The sequence below is a fragment of the Pseudomonas saponiphila genome (assembly GCF_900105185.1).
Classification (GTDB): domain Bacteria; phylum Pseudomonadota; class Gammaproteobacteria; order Pseudomonadales; family Pseudomonadaceae; genus Aquipseudomonas; species Aquipseudomonas saponiphila.
This window is the reverse complement of record NZ_FNTJ01000001.1, coordinates 3,536,993-3,556,140: the sequence shown is the minus strand read 5'-3', so window position 1 is coordinate 3,556,140 and position 19,148 is coordinate 3,536,993. Positions and strand designations below refer to the sequence as shown.

The window sequence follows — 19,148 nt, the reverse complement described above, 5'->3', positions numbered from 1 at the left end:
ATGTCCATTCTTCTGACACAGCCCAGCGCGCCGTTGCTGCTGGTCCAGCGGCGCCTGCCCTGGGGGTTGATCGGCCTGTTGCTGCTGGCCTTCGGCGTGGTGCCGGTGGTCGGCAACGACTATTGGCTCAACGCGATCCTGATTCCGTTCCTGGTGCTGTCCCTGGCCGGGCTCGGGCTCAACCTGCTGACCGGTTATGCCGGCCAGACCTCGGTGGGCGCCGCCGGCTTCATGGCGGTCGGGGCCTTCGCCACCTACGGCTTCCTGCTGCGCCTGCCGGAACTTGGCCTGCCCCTGGCGCTGCTGGGCGGCGGCCTGATCAGCGCCCTGGTGGGCTGGCTGTTCGGCCTGCCCAGCTCGCGGATCAAGGGCTTCTACCTGATGGTCAGCACCCTGGCGGCGCAGTTCTTCCTGGAGTGGCTGTTCGTCAAGTTTCCCTGGTTCTACAACTACGGCTCCTCGGGCACCATTTCGGCGCCGCAGTTGAGCCTGTGGGGCCACGACCTCAATACCCCGTCCGGGCGCTACCTGCTGACCCTGGTGACCGTGCTGCTGTTGACCTGGGTGGCGCAGAACCTGGTACGCAGCCAGGTGGGTCGCAACTGGATGGCGATCCGCGACATGGATACCGCGGCCGCGGTGATCGGTATCCCGGTGGCCCGCTACAAGCGCCAGGCCTTCGCCGTCAGCTCGTTCTACCTGGGCATCGCCGGGGCGCTGTGGGCCTTTGCCTACCTGGGCACCGCCAGCGCCAGCAGCTTCGATATCAATCGTTCGTTCCAGATCCTCTTCATCATCATTATCGGTGGCATGGGCAGCGTGGCCGGCAACTTCGTCGGCGCGGCCTTCATCAGCCTGCTGCCGATCTTCCTCAGCCACGCCGGCCAGTGGCTGCTGGGCGGCGCGGTGGATGCCGGGCAACTGCAGAACCTGCAGAAAATCATTTTCGGTGTGCTGATCATCCTGTTCCTGATCAAGGAGCCCGAGGGCCTGATCCGCCTGCTGAGCAACCTGCGCGAGCGCCTGGGGCATTGGCCGCTGCGCTTCTGAATTCAACTCAAGAACGAGAGAGACAACATGCGTGCATCCCTGAAAGCTTCCATGGCCGGCGCGGCGTTGCTGCTGGCGGCGGCCATTACCCCGGTGACCCAGGCCGCGCCGGACCAGCAGTTCTTCCCCCTGGCCACCTACCGGGTCGGTGCCTATGCCTCCAGCGGCGTGCAGGTGTGGGCCGGGATGATCGACTACCTGAACTACATCAATCAGGTGGAAGGCGGGATCAACGGGGTCAAGCTGGTGTGGCAGGAATGCGAGACTGAATGGACCGCGGAGAAGGGCATCGAATGCTACGAGCGCTTCAAGAAAGGCCTGGATGGCGCGCCGGTGGCGGTCTACCAGCCCAACGGGGCGCCGGCGGCCTATGCCTTGAGCGAGCGCGCGGAGGTCGACAAGATCCCGCTGATCACCCTCGGCTACGGCCGTACCGAAGCCACCGATGGCACGGTGTTCCCCTACAACTTCCCGGTGATGCTGACCTTCTACAGCGAGGCCTCGACCCTGGTGAACTACATTGCCCAGCGCGAGGGCGGGTTCGACAAGCTCAAGGGCAAGAAGATCGCCACGCTCTATCACGACTCGGCCTATGGCCGGGAAACCCTCGGGCCGCTGAAGCTGCTGGCGGAGAAATACGGCTTCGAGAACATCCAGATCCCGGTGGCCGACCCGGGCAACGAGCAATCGGCGCAATGGCGGCAGATCCGCCAGCAGAACCCGGACTGGGTGTTCCTGCGCACCTGGGGCGTGTCGACCCCGGTGGCAGTGAAGACCGCCGCGCGCTTCGGCTTCCCGGTGGATCACATCATCGGCGACATCTGGGCCAGCTCCAGTGAAGACGTGTTGCCGGCCGGCGCCGCCGCCAAGGGCTACCTCGCACTGACGCCGTACCCGGCGGGCAGCGACTTCGAAATCCACAAGCGCCTCAAGCAGTACATCCTCGATACCGGCAAGAGCGACCTCAAGGACCTGAAGAACTTCGGCAGCGTGTACTACAACTCCGGCCTGGTGAACGCCGCGGTGGCGGTGGAGGCGATCCGTACCGCCCAGGGCAAGTTCGGCAAGCGCCCGCTCAATGGCGAGGAAGGGCGCTGGGGCCTGGAGCACTTGAATATCGACGATGCGCGGCTCAAGGACATGGGCTACCTGGGACTGATGCAGAACCTCAAGCTGTCCTGCCGCGATCATGAAGGCGGTGGCGCGGCGCGGGTGCAGCAGTGGGATGGCGCCAACTGGACCCTGATCAGCGACTGGATCGCCGCCGACCGGGCCCTGCTGCGGCCGTTGATCGACGAAAAGGCGGCGGCCTTCGCCAAGGAAAAACACCTGGTGCCGCGCACCTGCAATGGGGATGAGTGAGCCATGAGCCACAGCGCCTCGGCCCCGGTGGCCGAAACCCTGCTGCAGGTGCGGGATATCGAGGTGATCTACGACGGCTCGATCCTGGCGTTGGCCGGGGTCTCCCTCTGCGTGCCGCAAGGCGCCATCGTTGCCTTGCTGGGGGCCAACGGTGCGGGCAAGAGCACCACCCTCAAGGCCATTTCCGGGCTGGTGCGGGCCGAACGGGCGCAGCTTGGCCGAGGCAGCATTGCCTTCGCCGGGCAGGACCTGGCCGGCGTCGACCCCAGCCAGCGGGTGCGCCAGGGCATGGTCCATGTGCTGGAGGGGCGGCATGTATTTGCGCAATTGACGGTGGAGGACAACCTGCGCGCCGGCGGCTTTGTCCGCGGCCTCGGGCGGCGCCAGCTGGAACAGGATCTGGAGCGCATCTACAGCTGGTTCCCGCGCCTGCTGACCAAGCGCCGGGTGCGGGCCGGGCTGACCTCCGGTGGCGAGCAGCAGATGCTGGCCATCGGCCGGGCGCTGATGACTCGTCCTACTTTGGTACTGCTCGACGAACCGTCCATGGGCTTGGCGCCTATTATCGTCCAGGAGATTTTTCAGATCGTCGCCCAGCTTAATCGCGAGGCGGGAGTGAGCTTTCTGATCGCCGAGCAAAGCATTAATCTGGCGCTCAAATACGCTTCCCATGCCTACCTGCTGGACACCGGCCGCGTGGCCCTGTCCGGCCCCGCCGAGCAACTGCTGGCCCGGGGCGATCTGCAGGACTTCTACCTGGGCAAACACTGACCGTGAGCACTCCATGAACCCGATCCCTAGCGGACAGGCAGACCCTGCCACCCGTGATGCTGAAATTCTGATTGTCGGCGGCGGCCTCAGCGGTGCCTTGCTGGCGGCCCAATTGCTGCGCCTGCCGGGCTCGCGGCGGGTCCTGGTAGTCGAGCCGCGCAGCGAGCTCGGGCGTGGCGAGGCCTACAGCGCCGTGGAGCTGGGGCACACCCTGAACGGCAACGCCGCGCGCATGAGCGTCGATCCGGACAACGCCGACGACCTGACCCAATGGTTGACCCGGCATATCGCCGAGGGCGGCTGGCCCGAGTCGGATCGCCAGCACGTGCCGATCAGCGAACTGTTCCCGCCGCGCGGGCTGTTTGGTGTCTACGTCCAGCAACGGCTGGCGCAGGCGCAAGCGCAGGGCAGGGCGCAGGGCTCCTCGCTGACCCATGTGCGGGGCGAAGCGGTGGACCTGGAAACCGACGCCGATGGCGCGTTGCTGACCCTGGCCGATGGCCGGCGACTGCGTGGCGCGGTGGCGGTGCTGGCCACCGGCATGTTCCCGGCGGCGCGCACGCCACAGACCCGCTCCAGTGGGCTTAACGCCGCCGCGCTGGACCCTTGGGACGTGGCCGCCATGGCCCGCCTCGATCCCCAGGCCAGGGTGCTGATCATCGGCTCCGGGCTGACCATGGTGGACGCCGTGGTGTCCCTGGATCAGGCCGGCCATCGCGGGCCGATCGAGGTGTTTTCCCGGCATGGGCTGCTGCCGCACGTGCGTCGCCAGCCGCCGGCCTGGGAGGATTTTCTCGCCGCCGACCCGAGCCTTCGCAGCCCCCGGCAATTGCTCCGGGCACTGCGGCGCCAGTGCCGCGCGGCCCAGGCTCAGGGTGTCGACTGGCAGGCGCCGCTGGACACGGTGCGGGCCCATATCGGGCGCTTGTGGAGCCAGGCCAGCGAGGCGCAGAAACGCCAGTTCGTGCGTCATGTGCGCCCCTGGTGGGAAAGCCATCACCATCGCTCGCCGCCCTTGAGTGCGGAGCTGGTGGCGCGCCTGCAAGAGCAAGGCCGGTTGCGGGTGCATGCCGCTTGCTATCAGGGCCTAGAGACGGATGAGGAGGGCCGGCTGGCGATCCGCCTGCGTTATCGCGGCAGTCGGGACAGCGTGCTGATGGCGGGTGATGCCCTGATCAACTCCAGCGGCATCGAATACGACTGGCGCCGGGTGGCGCGGCCCTTGCCCCAGCAACTGCTGGCTCGCGGCCTGGTGACCCCTGGTCCGCTGGCCCTGGGCATCAGCGCCACGGCCGACGGCGCCGTGCACAACGCCCAAGGCCAGGCATCCGCGTGCCTGTTCGCCATGGGCCCGCCGTTGCGTGGCCTGTGGTGGGAAAGCACCGCGGTCACCGACGTCGCCCAGCAAGCCAAGGCCCTGGCCGCGCGCCTCGTCGACCATCAACCGTAGGAGCTGGCTTGCCAGCGAAGGGGGCCGCCAGATCGCCTTCGCCGGCAAGCCGGCTCCTACAATGTTATCCAGCGTTGTTCGGCGGCGGAGGTGCGGATCGCTGCCGCCAGACGCTCCACTTCCCAGGCTTCGCCAAAATCCGTACCGTCCCGCCCCTGGCCGCACAGGGCCAGGATCAGTTCGTGAACCTCCAGGGTCTTGAGCTCGTTGTAGCCCAGCTGGTGCCCCGGCGCCGGGCTGAAGGCGGCGTAGCCGGGCAGGTCGGGCCCGGCCAGCAGGCGTTGGAAGCCTTTGTGCCCGACCCGGTACAGGCGCAGTTCGTTGAGCCGTTCCTGGTCGAACGCCAGGGTGCCCAGGGTGCCGCTGATCTCGAAGCTCAGGTGGTTCTTGTAGCCGTGCTTGATCCAGCTGCTGCTCATGCTGCCCCGGGCGCCATTGGCAAAGCGCAGCAGGGCGTGGGCCTGGTCGTCGACCTCTATGGCACGGCGTTGCTGGCTGCCGCCTTGGGCAGGGCGTTGCAGGTGCACGGTCTGGGTGTCGGCGCACACCGCCTGCACCGGCCCCATGAGAAAGCGCGCCATGGCCAGCAGGTGGCTGCCCAGGTCCGCCAGGGCGCCGCCGGCGTGCTGCGGGTCGCAACGCCAGGACCAGGGCGAATCCGGGTCGGCCATGAAGTCTTCGCTGAACTCGCCCTGGAAGCTCACCAGTTGCCCGAGCTCACCCTGGTCGATCAGTTGCCGGGCGAGAACGATCATCGGGTTGTGCTGGTAGTTGTAGCCGACCCGGGTCACCACCCCCGCGGCCTGGGCTGCCTGGTGCATCTGCCGGGCCTGCTCGACGCTGACCGCCAGGGGTTTTTCGCAGTACACCGCCTTGCCCGCGGTCAACGCCGCCATGGCCATGGGGAAGTGCAGGTGGTTGGGGGTGGTGATGGCCACCAGATTGACCCGGGGATCGGCGATCAGCTCTTGCCAGTCGCCGTGGGCCCGGGCAAAGCCCCAGGCACCGGCGCAATGCTCGGCGCGCTGTGCATCGGCATCGGCCAGGGCGGCCAGGTGCAGGCGCACCGGCAGTTCGAACACCGCGCCGACGCTGCGAAACGCCAGGGCGTGGGCCCGGCCCATGAAGCCGGTGCCGATCAAGCCAATGCCAAGTTCGTGCATAACCGCTCCTGCAGAATTATTGTTCTAGGGAGCGCTAGTTATGGAATAAATATTCTTTAATTGCAATTGCTGGAATTAAAATTTTGACGGACGCCGTAGGAGCCGGCTTGCCGGCGAAAGGGCCGTGAGGGTTGTGCTGGTTCAAGCTCCTGTCCGCAGGCAAGCCAGCTCCTACGGGAAATGAAAAAGGCAGCCCGGGGGCTGCCTTTTCTGTGGTGCAAGCGGGCCTCAGGAGAGGAAGCCGCCGTCCACGTTCAGCGCCACGCCGGTGGTGTAGCTGGAGGCGTCGCTGGCCAGGTAGAGCACCGCGCCAGCCATTTCGCTGGGGTCGGCCACGCGCTTGAGGGGGATCTGCGCCAGGGCGGTCTTGAGGATGGCGTCATTCTTCACCAGCGCCGAGGCGAACTTGGTGTCGGTCAGGCCTGGCAGCAAGGCGTTGCAGCGGATGCCGAACTGCGCGCATTCCTTGGCGAAGACCTTGGTCATGTTGATCACTGCGGCCTTGGTCACCGAGTAGATGCCCTGGAAGATCCCCGGCGATACGCCGTTGATCGAGGCCACGTTGATGATGCTGCCGCCACCGTTCTCGCGCATCAGCTTGCCGGCTTCCACCGACATGAAGAAATAGCCGCGGATGTTCACGTCGACGGTCTTCTGGAAGGCTCCGAGGTCGGTATCCAGGACGTTACAGAACTGCGGGTTGGTGGCGGCATTGTTGACCAGGATGTCGAGGCGCCCGAACTGTTCGCGAATCCCGGCGAAGACTTGGCTGATCTGTTCCATTTCGCCGATGTGGCAGGCAATCGCCGTGGCCTTGCCGCCTGCGGCGATGATCGCGTCGGCCACGTGCTGGCAGCCGTCGAGCTTGCGGCTCGATACGATCACGTGGGCGCCTTGCTGGGCCAGCAGCCTGGCAATCGCCTCACCAATGCCGCGGCTGGCGCCGGAAACGAAAGCGATCTTGCCGTCGAGGTCGAACAACTGAGTTTTGGACATGGTTTTTCCTTGTTTTGGTTGTCGAGCGCCGGGGCGCGGTCAGAGGCTGGATTTATCGATGACCTGCAGGCTCATCTGCTCCAGCAGCTTGTTCATGTGAATGAACTGCGCGAAGCGTTTGTCCTGGGTCTGGCCGTGGTAGAAGCGGTAGTAGATCTGCTGCACGATGCCGGCTAGGCGGAACAGGCCGTAGGTGTAGTAGAAGTCGAAATTGCCGATCTCGATTCCCGAGCGCTCGGCGTAGTAGTCGACGAACTGCTGGCGGGTGAGCATGCCCGGGGCGTTGCTCGGCTGGCGGCGCATCAGTTGCACCGGCGCTGGGTCGGCGGCTTCGATCCAGTACGCCAGGCTGTTGCCCAGGTCCATCAGCGGGTCGCCCAGTGTGGTCAGCTCCCAGTCCAGCACGCCGATGATCCGCATCGGGTTCTCGGGGTCGAGGATCACGTTGTCGAAGCGGTAGTCGTTATGGACGATGCTCGAGGTCGGGTGGTCGGCGGGCATCTTCTCGTTGAGCCAGGCCTTGACCGTCTCCCAGTGCGGCGCGTCCGGGGTCAGGGCCTTTTCGTAGCGGTCGCTCCAGCCCTTGATCTGACGCTGCACATAGCCTTCGGGGCGGCCCAGGTCGCCGAGGCCGCAGGCGTTGTAGTCGACCCGGTGCAGCTCGACCAGACGGTCGATGAAGCTCTTGCACAAGGCTTCGGTCTGCTTGGCGTCAAGGCCCAGCTCCGGCGGCAGGTCGGAGCGCAGGATGATGCCCTTGACCCGTTCCATGACATAGAACTCGGCGCCGATCACCGACTCGTCGGTGCAATGCACATAGGCCTTGGGGCAGTAAGGAAAACCTTCCCTGAGCTGGTTGAGTATGCGGAACTCGCGGCCCATGTCGTGGGCTGACTTGGCCTTGTGGCCAAACGGCGGGCGTCGCAGAACGAATTCCTGCCCAGGGTATTCCAGCAGGTAGGTGAGGTTTGAGGCTCCGCCCGGGAACTGGCTGATCTGCGGCGTGCCGGTGAGGCCTGGAATGTGCGCCTTGAGGTACGGGTCGATCAGATTGGCGTCGATTTCCTCGCCGGAGCGAGTACGGGTGGACTGGTCTGTAAGCGCCATGCTTATCCCTTCTGCTTATTCTGGAGGCCAGAGATTATTGACTAATCTAATGCGCATACCGGCCCCTCACAATCACAGCGGGCCTTTATAGGTGCGGGTGTTGCTGGACAATCAATGCTTTTGATACAGGCGTTTGAAACTTCATCGCCCGGCCCTCAGTCCCGCGGGAGCCGGCTTGCCGGGGCAAGAGCAGTCGAGGCGGGCGGATCTAAAGTGTTCGCTGGCAAGCCAGCTGCCACGCATGCCAGCGGGGAGCATAGGTGCTGCTGGGAGCGGTGTCAGTTCGGTGCCGGCAGGCTCAGGGGCGTCAGCAGCGGCTGGCCGGCGAAGTGGGCCAGCAGGTTCTTGCCGACCATCTCCACGGTGTCGCGGCTGGCCTGGGGCGACAGGCCGGCGACATGGGGCGTGAGGACGACATTGTCGAGCACCTTGAAGGCATCGGGGACCTGGGGTTCGTCGTCGAACACATCCAGGGCCGCGCCGGCTATTCGTCGTTGCTGCAAGGCCTGCAGCAGGGCGTGGGTATCCACCACGCTGGCCCGGGCGATGTTCACCAGGAAACCTTCGGCGCCCAGGGCTTGCAGTACCTCGCGGTCCACCAGGTGCCGGGTGTCGGCGCCGCCCGGAGTGGCGATCACCAGGGCGTCCGAGTCCCGGGCCAGTTCCACCAGGCTCGGATAGAAGCGATAGGGCTGGTCCGCGCGCGGCTGGCGGCTGTGATAACTGACCGGCATGTCGAACCCCTGGGCGCAGCGTCGGGCGATGGCCTGGCCCACGGCGCCGAGACCCAGAATCCCCAGGCGCATGCCGGCCAGGGACGGGCGCAGGACTTTTGGCCATTGCCCCTGGCGTATCGCCGCATCGGATTGGGGAATGCCGCGCACCAGGGACAGCAGCAGGGCCAGGGCATGATCGGCCACGGACGGCGCGTTGACCCCGGCGCCGTTGGTGACCGCGATGCCCCGATTGCTTGCCGCTTGCAGGTCGACCTCTTCATAGCCGGCGCCGATCACGCAGATGATCTGCAACCTCGGCAGGGCGGCGATTTCCGCGCCGGTCAGGCCTAGGGGGCCGCGGGTCAGTACCGCGTCGATCTGCTCGGCGTGTTCGCGGATGGCCCGGGCCCGTTCGGCGGGGGTGGGCGCCAGGATCAGCTGAAAGCCCTGTTGTTCGAGCAGTGGCAGGTAGGCGTTGACGTTTTCAACCAGGACCAGGACGGTGGCACGCATCAAGGGGCTCCTCGGGAATAGCTCAGCAGCGCAGGGAGGGCATGGCACAGCTTCGAGCGCCTGTGCCAAGACCGGGGCGAGGGCTCAAGGGTGGGGGTTTGCGGGGTTTTTGGCAATCCTGGCCGGCACTGGTCCCGGGGCGTAACGCGTGGGTTGGCGTCCCCGGGGCAGTGGTGCAGCCTGCTTGAATCAGAAGGTCACGTCAGGGGTCTTGACCAGGCGCACGAAGGGGCCGTTCAGGGTGGCGTTGTGGTGGGCGATGATCTTCTTCGCCCCCAGCGCGGGAGTGTCCATGCAGGTGTGGGCGTCTTCCACCAGCAGCGCGGCAAAACCCAGGTCGCCGGCGGCGCGGCAAGTGGCATCGACACAGTACTGGGTCTTCATGCCGACGATCACCAGTTCCTTGACCTGGGCCTCCTGCAGGCGCTCGACCAGCCCGGTGCCGACAAAGCAGCTGGGGCGGGTCTTGTCCAGCACAGAGTCCAGCTCTTCATCCACTTCCAGGTTGGGCAGCAATTGCCAGAACGGGCTGCCGGCGGCAATCGGCGATTCGGCCGGCCCGGTGTGGCGCACGGCGAAGATCGGCGCTCCGGCCTGGCGGGCGCGGCGGATCAGTTGATTGATATTTTCCAGGACCTGCGCACGTTTGTAGGGCTTGTCCGGTCCGTTGAACAGGCCGACCTGCATGTCGATGACCAGCAGGGCACGCTTGGCGTTGGATAAAGGCATCTTGTCTCTCCTTGTAGTGCCAGGTGGACGGAGAAACAAAAGGCCCCGTCCATTGCTGGCGGGGCCTTGGTTTTACTGTGCTTGCATCATCCCGCACAGCCACCACACGACCCGCCGAAGGCAGTCGTGGTGGTGGAGGTAGGGTTGAGCGCGTAGATATTCATGGGGTCCGATCATGCCGTCTGGTCGTGAGCCCTGTCAACGCAACCCTCAGGTGCTGGCTTGCTGGCGAACGGGCAGCATCGGATGTGCATCGCCCTGGCGGACGCCCTCGCTGGCCGCGGGGCAGGCTCTGAGAGGGCCGGGCCAGACGCTTGGCGATCAAACAAAAAAATATCTGCAGCGCACAAACCGTTCCTCAGCTGAGTCTATGCAGCGCCCGTGGAATCCCGGACAATCGCGCCCCCTCTGTTTCGCTCGGGCACTGCCTGTCGGGTACTCCGACACGCCCGGGCGGATGGCAAACGACCGGAATGTGGAGATCCCACCGGATGAATGATCAGGCCAACAGCGTTGATCAACGCTTTGAAACGGCAGCCCCAGCAGCCCCGGCAACGCTGACTAGCTGGAACCGCCAAGACACCACCTGGATGCTCGGCTTGTTTGGTACGGCCATCGGTGCCGGTACCCTGTTTCTGCCCATCAATGCCGGCATCGGCGGCTTCTGGCCGCTGCTGATCCTGGCGTTGCTGGCCTTCCCCATGACCTTCTACGCCCACCGCGGCCTGACCCGCTTCGTGCTTTCCGGGCGTGACGGCGCGGACATCACCGAAGTGGTCGAGGAGCATTTCGGAATCAAGGCCGGTGCCCTGATCACCTTGCTGTACTTCTTTGCCATCTTCCCGATCCTGCTGATCTACAGCGTGGCCCTGACCAATACCGTCGGCAGTTTCATGACCAACCAGTTGCACATCGCGCCGCCACCGCGGGCGATCCTGGCCCTGGTGCTGATCTTCGGCCTGCTGGTGGTGGTGCGTTGCGGCGAGCAGGTGATCGTCAAGGCCATGAGCCTGATGGTCTATCCGTTCATCGTCGCCCTGGCGTTCCTCGCGGTGTTCCTGATTCCGCACTGGAGTGGCGGCATCCTCGCCACCGCCAGTGACGTGCCAGCACCTTCGGCCTTCCTGCATACCCTGTGGCTGGCGATCCCGGTGATGGTCTTCTCGTTCAACCATTCGCCGATCATCTCGGCCTTTGCCGTGGACCAGAAGCGTCGTTATGGCGTGCACGCCGAAGAGCGCAGCTCGCAGATCCTGTCCCGCGCCCACCTGCTGATGGTGGGCATGGTGCTGTTCTTCGTCTTCAGTTGCGTGCTGACCCTGAGCCCGGCGCAGCTGGCGGAAGCCAAGGCGCAGAACCTGTCGATCCTGTCCTACCTGGCCAACCACTTCAACAATCCGACCATCGCCTTCGCCGCGCCGTTGATTGCCTTCGTGGCCATTGCCAAGTCGTTCCTCGGTCACTACATTGGGGCCAGCGAAGGTCTCAAGGGCTTGATCATCAAGAGCGGCCGGCGGCCGGCGGCGAAAACCCTGGATCGGGTCACCGCGGCCTTCATGCTGGTGATCTGCTGGGCGGTAGCCACCCTCAATCCGAGCATCCTGGGGATGATCGAAACCCTGGGTGGCCCGGTCATCGCGGCGATCCTGTTCCTGATGCCGATGTATGCCATCCGCAAGGTGCCGGCCATGGCCCGCTATCGCGGCCAGGCGTCCAACGTGTTCGTGACCCTGGTGGGCCTGGTGGCGATTACCGCCCTGGTGTACTCGCTGGCTTCTTGAGTGGTGCGGCGCCCTGGCGGGCGCCCGCGCTACCAGGCCAGTTCCCACAGACAACGCCGCCGGCGCTTCACAGTGCCGGCGGCGTTGTCGTTCAAGGCATTGACCGGGATCGTTTGCGGCGGCGAATAAAGGTCTAAGCTGATGATTTTGTTCCTGTCTGGAGTCATTGCATGGCCCGTGCTCACCCGCAGTTGATCCGTGCCCGCCTGGATACGCTGCACCCGACCCAACTCACCGTGGGCCTGGCCGAAGTCGATGCCAAGCGCCGGATGTGGCAGCAGCTCAAGCGCAAGGCGCGGGCGGCAGCCCTGGAGGATCACTGGTTTCCCTGTGTGCTGGGCCCTCGGCAGCGCTACTACATCGTCGACCATCATCACTTCGGCATGGCCCTGCTGCAGGAACAGGTGAATGAGGTGTCGCTGCTGGTGCTCAAGGACCTGTCCTTTGTCGACGCAGACAGCTTCTGGGAGGTGATGGCGTTCAACCAATGGGCCCATCCTTACGACGCGCAGGGCGTGCGGCGTTCGTTCGAGCGGATTCCCCCGCGCATCCTCGACCTGCAGGATGATCCCTATCGCAGCCTGGCCGGGCTGTTGCGCCGCGCCGGCGGTTTTGCCAAGGACACCACGCCGTTCAGCGAATTTCTCTGGGCGGACTTTTTCCGCCGGCGCATCGAAAAGCAGGCGCTGGGCAAGTTGGGGGCCAAGGTCCAGGCCCGGGCCATGAAGCTGGCGCGCAGCCAGGACGCACGTTACTTGCCAGGATGGGTGGGCCAGATTGTCGACTGATCAAGGGCAGTTCGCTGCCACCCCGGTAACCGCGCCCCGGCGCAGTCGTGACCTGCTGGCCGGCCTGTCCATCGCCGGGCTGTTGCTGCCCGAGGCGGTGGCCTATTCCAGCATCGCCGCCTTGCCGCCCCAGGCCGGGGTCATTGCCCTGTTCGCCGGGTTGTTGTGCTACGGCCTGTTCGGCACCAGCCGCTTTGCCATCGTCTCGGCCACCTCGTCATCGGCGGCGGTGCTGGCGGCGGCGACCCTGTCGCTGTCCGATGGCGACGCGCAACTGCGCCTGAGCCTGGGGTTCGCCCTGGTGCTGCTGACCGGGGCGTTCTTCATTCTGGCGGGGCTGTTTCGCCTGGGCGGCGTCACCGCGTTCATTGCCAAGTGCGGATTTCGGAGCACCGTGACCGGCCGTTTCGGTTGATCGTGACCGGTCATTTCGCTAACGCGTGACCGCTCATTTCGGTAGCAACGTGACCGATTTTCCGCCTGTTCCGAAACAGGTGGTCACGGCTTACCGAAATCGCCGGTCACGACTTAGCGAAAGCCTTCCCCTTCGTTGCGCATGACCTGATGCGCCGCCATCCTCGACCGATTTCGGGAGAGGAAGATGGCGGCGCCGCGAGTAGCCATGCGAAACATCAAAGAATGTCTGCGCCTCAAGTTTGAGGCCGGCTTGTCCCACGAGAAGATTGCCCGTGCCTTGCAGCTGTCCAAGGGCGTGGTTAGCAAGTACATCGCGGCGGCGCGGGTGGCCGGGCTGGACTGGCCGGCGCTGGTGGCCATGGACGAGGCCGCGCTGGCGGCCGCCTTGTTTGCACCGACGTCGACGAACAAGCCGCGCGGTGAGCGAGTGCTGCCCGATGTGCTGAGCATCCACCGCGAGTTGCGACGCAAGGGCGTGACCTTGCAGCTGCTGTGGGAGGAATATCTCGCCGCGCATGCGGGCCAGCCGACCTACCGCTACACCCAGTTCGTCGAGCACTACCGGCGCTACGCCCAGACGCTCAAACGTTCGATGCGTCAGCTGCACCGTGCGGGCGAGAAGCTATTCATCGACTATGCCGGGCCGACGCTGCCGGTGGTCGACCCGGCCACCGGCGAAGTGCGCCGGGCGCACATCTTCGTCGCCGCCCTGGGCGCCTCGAATTACACCTATGCCTGCGCGACGCCAGGCGAAACCCAGGTGGACTGGCTGACCTCGCTGGGCCAGGCTCTGACCTACTTTGGCGGCGTGCCGGAAATGGTTGTGCCGGACAATCCGCGCGCCCTGGTCGCCCAGCCGGATCGCTACGAGCCGGGCCTGAACCGGGCCACGCTGGAGTGCGCGCGTCATTACCAGACGGTGATCCTGCCGGCACGGCCACGCAAGCCTCAGGACAAGGCCAAGGCCGAGGTGGCGGTGCAGGTGGTCGAGCGCTGGATCATGGCGCGGCTGCGCCATCGGCAGTTCTTCAGCCTGCATGCGCTTAACCAGGCCATCGCCGAGCTGCTGGAGGATCTGAATCGGCGCCCGTTCAAGCGGCTCGATGGCTGCCGGCGCGACTGGTTCGAGCGCCTGGATCGCCCGGCCTTGCGAGCGCTGCCGGTGCATCCCTACGAGGTCGCCACCTTCAAGCGCTGCAAGGTCAGCATCGACTACCACATCGAGGTCAATGGCAGCTTCTACAGCGTGCCCTCCGCCCTGGCCCGGCAGAACGTGGACGTGCGACTGACGGCACACACCCTGGAAGTGCTGCATGGCAACCGGCGGGTGGCCAGCCACCTGCTGCTGGGGCGACGCGGCGCTTACAGTACCCAGCGCGAGCACATGCCCGCGGCGCACCAGGCGCATCGCGAATGGACGCCACAACGCCTGCTCGACTGGGGCGCGCGGATCGGCCCCTACACGCGCCAACTGATCGATCACCAACTGACCCACAAGCCGCACCCGGAGATGGGCTACCGCGCCTGCCTCGGCCTGCTCTCGCTGGCCCGGCGCTATGGCAATGCACGCCTGGAAGCCGCTGCCGAACGTGCCGTACACCTGCGCGCCTTCACCGGGCGCAGCGTGCGCAACCTGCTCCAGCAAGGCCTGGATCAACAGCCGCTGCCCCAGCGTGCCGCCGAAACGACCTTACCCGGCGACCACGAGAACGTCCGTGGCGCCGACTACTACCAACCCCCGCAACAGGAGCTGTTCGATGATGCCGCAACACACCCTGAATCAACTGCACCAGCTACGCCTGGACGGCATGGCCCGCGCCCTGGAAGAGCAATGGACGCTGCCGGCCAGCCACAGCCTGAGCTTCGATGAACGCCTCGGCCTACTGCTCGACCGCGAACTGGCCTGGCGTGACAACCAGCGCCTGGTACGGCTGCGCAAGAAGGCCAAGCTCAAGTACGCCAACGCCTGCCTGGAAGATCTCGACCGCCGCACCGGACGCGCCCTGGACGAGCGTCTGATCGCCACCCTGGCCAGTGGCGACTGGATCCGCCAGCAGCACAACCTGCTGCTGACCGGCCCGACCGGTGCCGGCAAAACCTGGCTGGCCTGCGCCCTGGGCAACCAGGCCTGCCGCCAGGGCTATAGCACCCTGTACCTGCGCACCCCGCGCCTGCTGGAACAACTGCGCATCGCTCATGGCGACGGCAGCTTCGGCCGTACCCTGCAACAGCTGGCAAAGGTCGACGTCCTGGTGCTGGACGACTGGGCGCTAGCCCCGCTGGAGGAAGGAGCCCGGCATGACCTGCTGGAGGTGATCGACGACCGCGCTGGCAGCCGCTCCACCATCCTGACGAGCCAACTGCCCATCGAGCACTGGCACGGCTGGATCAACGACCCGACCCTGGCCGATGCCATCCTCGACCGCCTGGTGCACAACGCCTACCGACTGACGATGAAAGGCGAGTCGCTGCGCCGAAAAAAAGCCGAGGAACAAGCCGCATCGTGACCGATGCGATTACAATCCAGAACCCGCGCAACCGGGGTGGAAGCACCGGTCACGTATTAGCGAAACGCTCGGTCACGTTCACCGAAATCCGCAGCCAAGCCGGTGTTGCGCGGTTTTGCCTTCGGCCTGGCGCTGACCATCATCCTCAAGCAGTTCGCCACCGTGGTCGGGGTGCACTTGAGTACCGGCAACCTGGTGCGTTTCCTGCCGCAGTTGCTTGAGCAATGGCCGCAGTGGAACTGGGTGGGCGTGGCGGTGGCGGGCCTGGCTTTGCTGGTGCTGGCGATCTGTTCGCGGATTCCCTACGTGCCCGGCGGGCTGGTGGCGGTGGTGATCGGTATTGGCGCCGGGCAATGGTTCGACCTGCCGGCACACGGGGTGGCGCTGATCGGTGCAATCGAACTCAAGCTGGAGGTGCCGAGCCTGCCGGACCTGCCGTTCGCCGACTGGCTGCGCCTGGGCGAGCTGGCGTTCGCCCTGGTGATGATCCTGTATGCCGAGTCCTATGGCTCCATCAGCTCCATGGCCCTCAAGCATGGCGACCGGGTGTCGTCCAACCGCGACCTGCTGGCCCTGGGCGCCGCCAACCTGGTTTCCGGGTTGTTTCACGGCATGCCGGCCGGTGCCGGCTACTCCGCCACATCCGCCAATGAGGCGGCCGGGGCGCGCTCGCGGTTGGCGGGGCTGACCGCGGCGGCGGTGATGCTGCTGATCGTGCTGACGGTATTGCCCTACATCGCCCTGACGCCGGAGCCGGTGCTGGCGGCGATCGTCATGTACGCCCTGGGTCATGGCCTGAGCCTGCAGCCCTTGGGGCGCTATTTCATCTGGCGCCGGGATCGCTTCCTGGTGATCTGCGCGGTGGCGGCGGTGCTGGTGCTGGGGGTGCTGGACGGCCTGTTGCTGTCGGTGGGGGTGAGCATCCTGCTGATGCTGCGCCAGCTGTCGGCGGCGGATATCCAGATCCTCGGCCAGTTGGGCAGTGGCCATGACTTTGTCGACCTGAGCCGCCATCCCCAGGCGCGGCAAGTGCCGGGGGTGCTGATTATGCGACCGGGGGAGGCGCTGTTCTTCGCCAACGCCGAGCGCATCCTGGGCGGCGCCTTGCGCCTGATCCGCCATGCACAGACGCCGATTCACAGCGTCATTCTCAGCCTGGAAGAGTCGCCGAACCTGGACGGCACCAGCATCGAGGCCCTGGACGAGTTCTTCCGCCAGGTCAGCCTGGAGCACAAGCGCCTGGCCCTGGCCCGTCTCAAGCATGACGCCAAGGAGGCCCTGGCGGCCTTGCCATCGAGCAGCCATTACCAGGTGCTGCTCAGCGGCACCAGTGTCGACGATACCCTGCAGGAAAGCCTGCAGAGCTGGAGCGGCCAGGCCCAGGCCAGGCACTGGCACTGAGCGGCGCTGCCCTCAGCTTGCGCGAGCGGCCTCAGGCACCGGGCCGCACCGCGAAGTAGCGGGCGGGGGAATCGCCAAAGGCCCGGCGGAACATGGCGATGAAGTTGCTCGCCGAGGCGTAGCCAAGGGCATCCGCCACCTGATTGACCGCCACCCCGCGGGCCAGCATCTCCAGGGCCAGCGCCAGTTGTGCCTGCTGGCGCCACCGGGCGAAGTTCATGCCAGTCTGTGCCAGCATCAGGCGCCGCAGGGTGCTGGCCGACATCGCGCCCCAGGCAGCCCAATCCTTGAGGGTCCACTGGCTGTCGCGGTTGTCCAGAATGGCCTGGGCAATCTTCAGCAGCCGGGGTTCGCTGGGCAGCGGCAAGTGCAAGGGCTGCGGCGCGGCGCCGCGCAGTTCGTCGAGTATCACCGCGCTGATCCGCGCCTGCTCGGGCCCCAGGCGGGCCTGGCCGCTCCAGCCCGCAGCGCGCTCCACCAGCACCCGCAACACACTGGAGATCCCCAGCACGCAGGGCCTGTCCTGCAACTGCCGGCTGGCGCTGGGCGAGAGCAGCAGGCTCCAGCCGGTCAGGGCACCGCTGACGCGGATCTGATGCGCCACCCCCGGCGGCATCCAGCCAGCGCGCTGCGGCGGCAGCAGCCAGGCGCCATGGGCGGTCCTGACCTGGATCATCCCGGTTTCCACGCAGAACACCTGCCCCCGGGCGTGCTGGTGCCAGTCGTATTCGCGGGTGCCGAGACGAAACTCGCTGGCGGGGTGGTCATCGCCACGCAGGGCGATGACATCGGGTCCGGCACACCATTCGCTGAGGTCGTCGGGCACGGCGGCGTCGAAGTCGGTCATCTTGAACACTTTTCACTATTTATCGGAGGGTTGCCGTTACCTGCTCATTGTCTTCCAGGGCGCAGAATTCAGTCCAGACCCTTACCGGCTGCCTGCCAGCCCCTGACTTCGAGGAATGCCCATGTCATCTGTTTCCCTTCCGGCCGCACCCGCCTTGTTGAGGCGCGGCACCCCTTCCTGGGTGGCGACGCTGGTTGCCTGTGTCTGCGCCTTCATGGTGGTGATGGACGGCGCCATCGTGAATATCGCGCTGCCGGCCATGCGTCAGGAGCTGGCGTTGTCCGCTGCGCAATTGCAGTGGGTGGTGGACGCCTACCTGTTGCTGCTGGGCGGTTTCATGCTGCTGGCGGCCCGGGCCGGTGACCTTTACGGACGCCGGGCACTGCTGCTGTGGGGGCTGGCGCTGTTCAGCCTCGCCAGCCTGGTTGGGGGCATGGCACAGAGCGCCTGGGTGCTGCTGAGCGCCCGCGCGGTCCAGGGTTTCGCCGCGGCGGCGCTGGCCACTTCACCCCTGGCGGTAATCATGGCCGGGCACCCCAAGGGCGCCGGGCGTGAACGGGCTATTGGCCTGTGGGCGGCCTGTGCGGCCTTGGGCTCGGCCTTTGGCGTGGTCGCCGGCGGGCTGCTGACCAGCCTCTACAGCTGGCGCTGGGTGATGTGGGTAAACGTGCCGGTGGCGCTGTTGCTGATGGCGGTGGTCGGGGCCTTGCTCAACCCGCGGGCTGTCGACGTTCGCCGCCAGAGTCTCGATGTGCCCGGGGCGCTGAGTGTGACCCTGGCACTGGGTGCCCTGATCTTCGCCCTGGCGCAGTCGACCCGCGACGGCTGGAACGATCCCAGGGTGCAGGCTGCGCTGGGGGTAGCTGTGCTGGCATCGGTGCTGTTCGTGGTGGTGCAGCGTCGGGCTCCGGAGCCCCTGGTAAGGCTGGAGATTCTGCGCCTGCGCAATGTGCCCATCGGCATGCTGATGATCGGCGGCTTGGGGGCGGTGCTGACCTGTTCCACCTATTTCCTGTCCCAGGCGTTGCAGCGGGTGGTCGGGCTCGATGCCTGGGATACCGGGCTGGCGCTGTTGCCCCTGGCGCTGGCCCTGGCCGTTGCGGCGATGCTTTCGCGGCGCCTGCGCGAGGCGGGCTGCACGCGCCTGCCGCTGTTCGGCGGGCTGATTTCGGCGCTGGGCCTGGCCTGGCTCTACGGCTTGCCGGCACAACCTTCGATGCTGCACGACCTGCTGCTGCCGACGCTGCTCACCGGAGTGGGGTGCGGCCTGACCCTGATGAGCGCCACCCAGGCGGTGCTTTCAGGGGTGCCGCAAGGGGATTGCGGGTTGGCGGCGGGCCTGCAGAATGCCGCGCGGCAGTTGGGCGGAGCCATTGGCTTGGCGCTGCTGGTAGCACTGGCCCATGGGGTCAGTGGCGATCTGGCGGGCACGGTGCCGCCCGTTGCGGCGGAACTGGCCGGCTATCAGGCGGCCTTTCTGGCGGCAGCGCTGATCAGTTGCGCTTCGGCGCTGTTGTCCCTGGCGCTCAGGCACGGCGAAAGCTGAGGCA

The 19,148-nt window shown here is 66.1% G+C and carries 15 protein-coding genes and 2 pseudogenes; 11 read left to right on the top strand and 6 right to left on the bottom strand.

What is annotated here, in order from left to right; all coding sequences use genetic code 11:
- From BLV47_RS16415 to BLV47_RS16400, 4 genes are read left to right on the top strand one after another with little or no spacing between them, the layout of a single operon-like run.
- On the top strand, positions 1–1,050 hold the full coding sequence (locus tag BLV47_RS16415; protein ID WP_092317272.1) for a branched-chain amino acid ABC transporter permease: 1,050 nt from the start codon (positions 1–3) through the stop codon (positions 1,048–1,050).
- A 27-nt stretch (positions 1,051–1,077) separates the two neighbouring features.
- Positions 1,078–2,412, top strand: coding sequence for an ABC transporter substrate-binding protein (locus BLV47_RS16410; RefSeq protein WP_092315299.1), 1,335 nt, complete (start codon positions 1,078–1,080; stop codon positions 2,410–2,412).
- A gap of 3 nt (positions 2,413–2,415) precedes the next feature.
- Positions 2,416–3,183 (top strand): ABC transporter ATP-binding protein, encoded by a 768-nt coding sequence (locus BLV47_RS16405; RefSeq protein WP_092315297.1) that lies wholly within the window; start codon positions 2,416–2,418, stop codon positions 3,181–3,183.
- Between the two features lie 13 nt (positions 3,184–3,196).
- Positions 3,197–4,633 carry an FAD/NAD(P)-binding protein gene (locus tag BLV47_RS16400; RefSeq protein ID WP_092315295.1) on the top strand — a complete coding sequence of 479 codons (1,437 nt, stop codon included), beginning with the start codon at positions 3,197–3,199 and terminating at the stop codon, positions 4,631–4,633.
- Between the two features lie 56 nt (positions 4,634–4,689).
- Here BLV47_RS16400 and BLV47_RS16395 read toward each other — a convergent pair whose 3' ends face one another.
- From BLV47_RS16395 to BLV47_RS16375, 5 genes are all read right to left on the bottom strand, one after another.
- Positions 4,690–5,796, bottom strand: coding sequence for a Gfo/Idh/MocA family protein (locus BLV47_RS16395; RefSeq protein ID WP_092315293.1), 1,107 nt, complete (start codon positions 5,794–5,796; stop codon positions 4,690–4,692).
- A gap of 228 nt (positions 5,797–6,024) precedes the next feature.
- Positions 6,025–6,792 (bottom strand): SDR family oxidoreductase, encoded by a 768-nt coding sequence (locus tag BLV47_RS16390; protein WP_092315291.1) that lies wholly within the window; start codon positions 6,790–6,792, stop codon positions 6,025–6,027.
- A 39-nt stretch (positions 6,793–6,831) separates the two neighbouring features.
- On the bottom strand, positions 6,832–7,899 hold the full coding sequence (locus tag BLV47_RS16385) for a phosphotransferase family protein (RefSeq protein ID WP_092315289.1): 1,068 nt from the start codon (positions 7,897–7,899) through the stop codon (positions 6,832–6,834).
- A gap of 278 nt (positions 7,900–8,177) precedes the next feature.
- Entirely contained in the window at positions 8,178–9,128 is a 951-nt protein-coding gene (locus tag BLV47_RS16380; RefSeq protein WP_092315287.1) for a 2-hydroxyacid dehydrogenase, read from the bottom strand.
- 189 nt (positions 9,129–9,317) lie between these two features.
- Positions 9,318–9,857 (bottom strand): cysteine hydrolase family protein, encoded by a 540-nt coding sequence (locus tag BLV47_RS16375; protein ID WP_092315285.1) that lies wholly within the window; start codon positions 9,855–9,857, stop codon positions 9,318–9,320.
- Positions 9,858–10,348: 491 nt separating this feature from the next.
- Between BLV47_RS16375 and BLV47_RS16370 the strand changes: the two genes are divergently transcribed.
- From BLV47_RS16370 to BLV47_RS16345, 6 genes and pseudogenes are all read left to right on the top strand, one after another.
- Positions 10,349–11,638 carry a serine/threonine transporter gene (locus tag BLV47_RS16370; protein ID WP_092315283.1) on the top strand — a complete coding sequence of 430 codons (1,290 nt, stop codon included), beginning with the start codon at positions 10,349–10,351 and terminating at the stop codon, positions 11,636–11,638.
- A 170-nt stretch (positions 11,639–11,808) separates the two neighbouring features.
- A complete protein-coding gene (locus BLV47_RS16365) occupies positions 11,809–12,426 on the top strand; it encodes a ParB-like protein (RefSeq protein ID WP_092315281.1) in 618 nt (205 codons plus the stop codon).
- A pseudogene (locus BLV47_RS16360) lies at positions 12,416–12,829 on the top strand (SulP family inorganic anion transporter); the annotation flags it as partial. The gene BLV47_RS16365 and the pseudogene BLV47_RS16360, both read left to right, overlap by 11 nt.
- A 198-nt stretch (positions 12,830–13,027) precedes the next feature.
- Entirely contained in the window at positions 13,028–14,713 is a 1,686-nt protein-coding gene (istA, locus tag BLV47_RS16355) for an IS21 family transposase (protein WP_062838241.1), read from the top strand.
- Positions 14,601–15,350 (top strand): IS21-like element IS1474 family helper ATPase IstB, encoded by a 750-nt coding sequence (gene istB, locus BLV47_RS16350; RefSeq protein ID WP_062838242.1) that lies wholly within the window; start codon positions 14,601–14,603, stop codon positions 15,348–15,350. The genes istA and istB overlap by 113 nt, the downstream gene beginning before the upstream one ends.
- Before the next feature lie 93 nt (positions 15,351–15,443).
- Positions 15,444–16,751 (top strand): annotated as a pseudogene (locus BLV47_RS16345) (SulP family inorganic anion transporter); the annotation flags it as partial.
- Between the two features lie 31 nt (positions 16,752–16,782).
- Here the strand turns inward: BLV47_RS16345 and BLV47_RS16340 are convergent.
- Positions 16,783–17,598 carry an AraC family transcriptional regulator gene (locus BLV47_RS16340; RefSeq protein WP_092317269.1) on the bottom strand — a complete coding sequence of 272 codons (816 nt, stop codon included), beginning with the start codon at positions 17,596–17,598 and terminating at the stop codon, positions 16,783–16,785.
- A gap of 121 nt (positions 17,599–17,719) precedes the next feature.
- On the opposite strand from BLV47_RS16340, the gene BLV47_RS16335 reads away from it, so the two are divergent.
- Entirely contained in the window at positions 17,720–19,144 is a 1,425-nt protein-coding gene (locus tag BLV47_RS16335; RefSeq protein ID WP_092315279.1) for an MFS transporter, read from the top strand.
- Positions 19,145–19,148: the final 4 nt, after the last annotated feature.

Bases quoted from the DNA above. Each gene is read 5' to 3' on its own strand.
- BLV47_RS16415 (WP_092317272.1), top strand. From the start codon at position 1: ATGTCCATTCTTCTGACACAGCCCAGCGCGCCGTTGCTGCTGGTCCAG.
- BLV47_RS16410 (WP_092315299.1), top strand. From the start codon at position 1,078: ATGCGTGCATCCCTGAAAGCTTCCATGGCCGGCGCGGCGTTGCTGCTG.
- BLV47_RS16405 (WP_092315297.1), top strand. From the start codon at position 2,416: ATGAGCCACAGCGCCTCGGCCCCGGTGGCCGAAACCCTGCTGCAGGTG.
- BLV47_RS16400 (WP_092315295.1), top strand. From the start codon at position 3,197: ATGAACCCGATCCCTAGCGGACAGGCAGACCCTGCCACCCGTGATGCT.
- BLV47_RS16395 (WP_092315293.1), bottom strand. From the start codon at position 5,796: ATGCACGAACTTGGCATTGGCTTGATCGGCACCGGCTTCATGGGCCGG.
- BLV47_RS16390 (WP_092315291.1), bottom strand. From the start codon at position 6,792: ATGTCCAAAACTCAGTTGTTCGACCTCGACGGCAAGATCGCTTTCGTT.
- BLV47_RS16385 (WP_092315289.1), bottom strand. From the start codon at position 7,899: ATGGCGCTTACAGACCAGTCCACCCGTACTCGCTCCGGCGAGGAAATC.
- BLV47_RS16380 (WP_092315287.1), bottom strand. From the start codon at position 9,128: ATGCGTGCCACCGTCCTGGTCCTGGTTGAAAACGTCAACGCCTACCTG.
- BLV47_RS16375 (WP_092315285.1), bottom strand. From the start codon at position 9,857: ATGCCTTTATCCAACGCCAAGCGTGCCCTGCTGGTCATCGACATGCAG.
- BLV47_RS16370 (WP_092315283.1), top strand. From the start codon at position 10,349: ATGAATGATCAGGCCAACAGCGTTGATCAACGCTTTGAAACGGCAGCC.
- BLV47_RS16365 (WP_092315281.1), top strand. From the start codon at position 11,809: ATGGCCCGTGCTCACCCGCAGTTGATCCGTGCCCGCCTGGATACGCTG.
- istA (WP_062838241.1), top strand. From the start codon at position 13,028: ATGGCGGCGCCGCGAGTAGCCATGCGAAACATCAAAGAATGTCTGCGC.
- istB (WP_062838242.1), top strand. From the start codon at position 14,601: ATGATGCCGCAACACACCCTGAATCAACTGCACCAGCTACGCCTGGAC.
- BLV47_RS16340 (WP_092317269.1), bottom strand. From the start codon at position 17,598: ATGACCGACTTCGACGCCGCCGTGCCCGACGACCTCAGCGAATGGTGT.
- BLV47_RS16335 (WP_092315279.1), top strand. From the start codon at position 17,720: ATGTCATCTGTTTCCCTTCCGGCCGCACCCGCCTTGTTGAGGCGCGGC.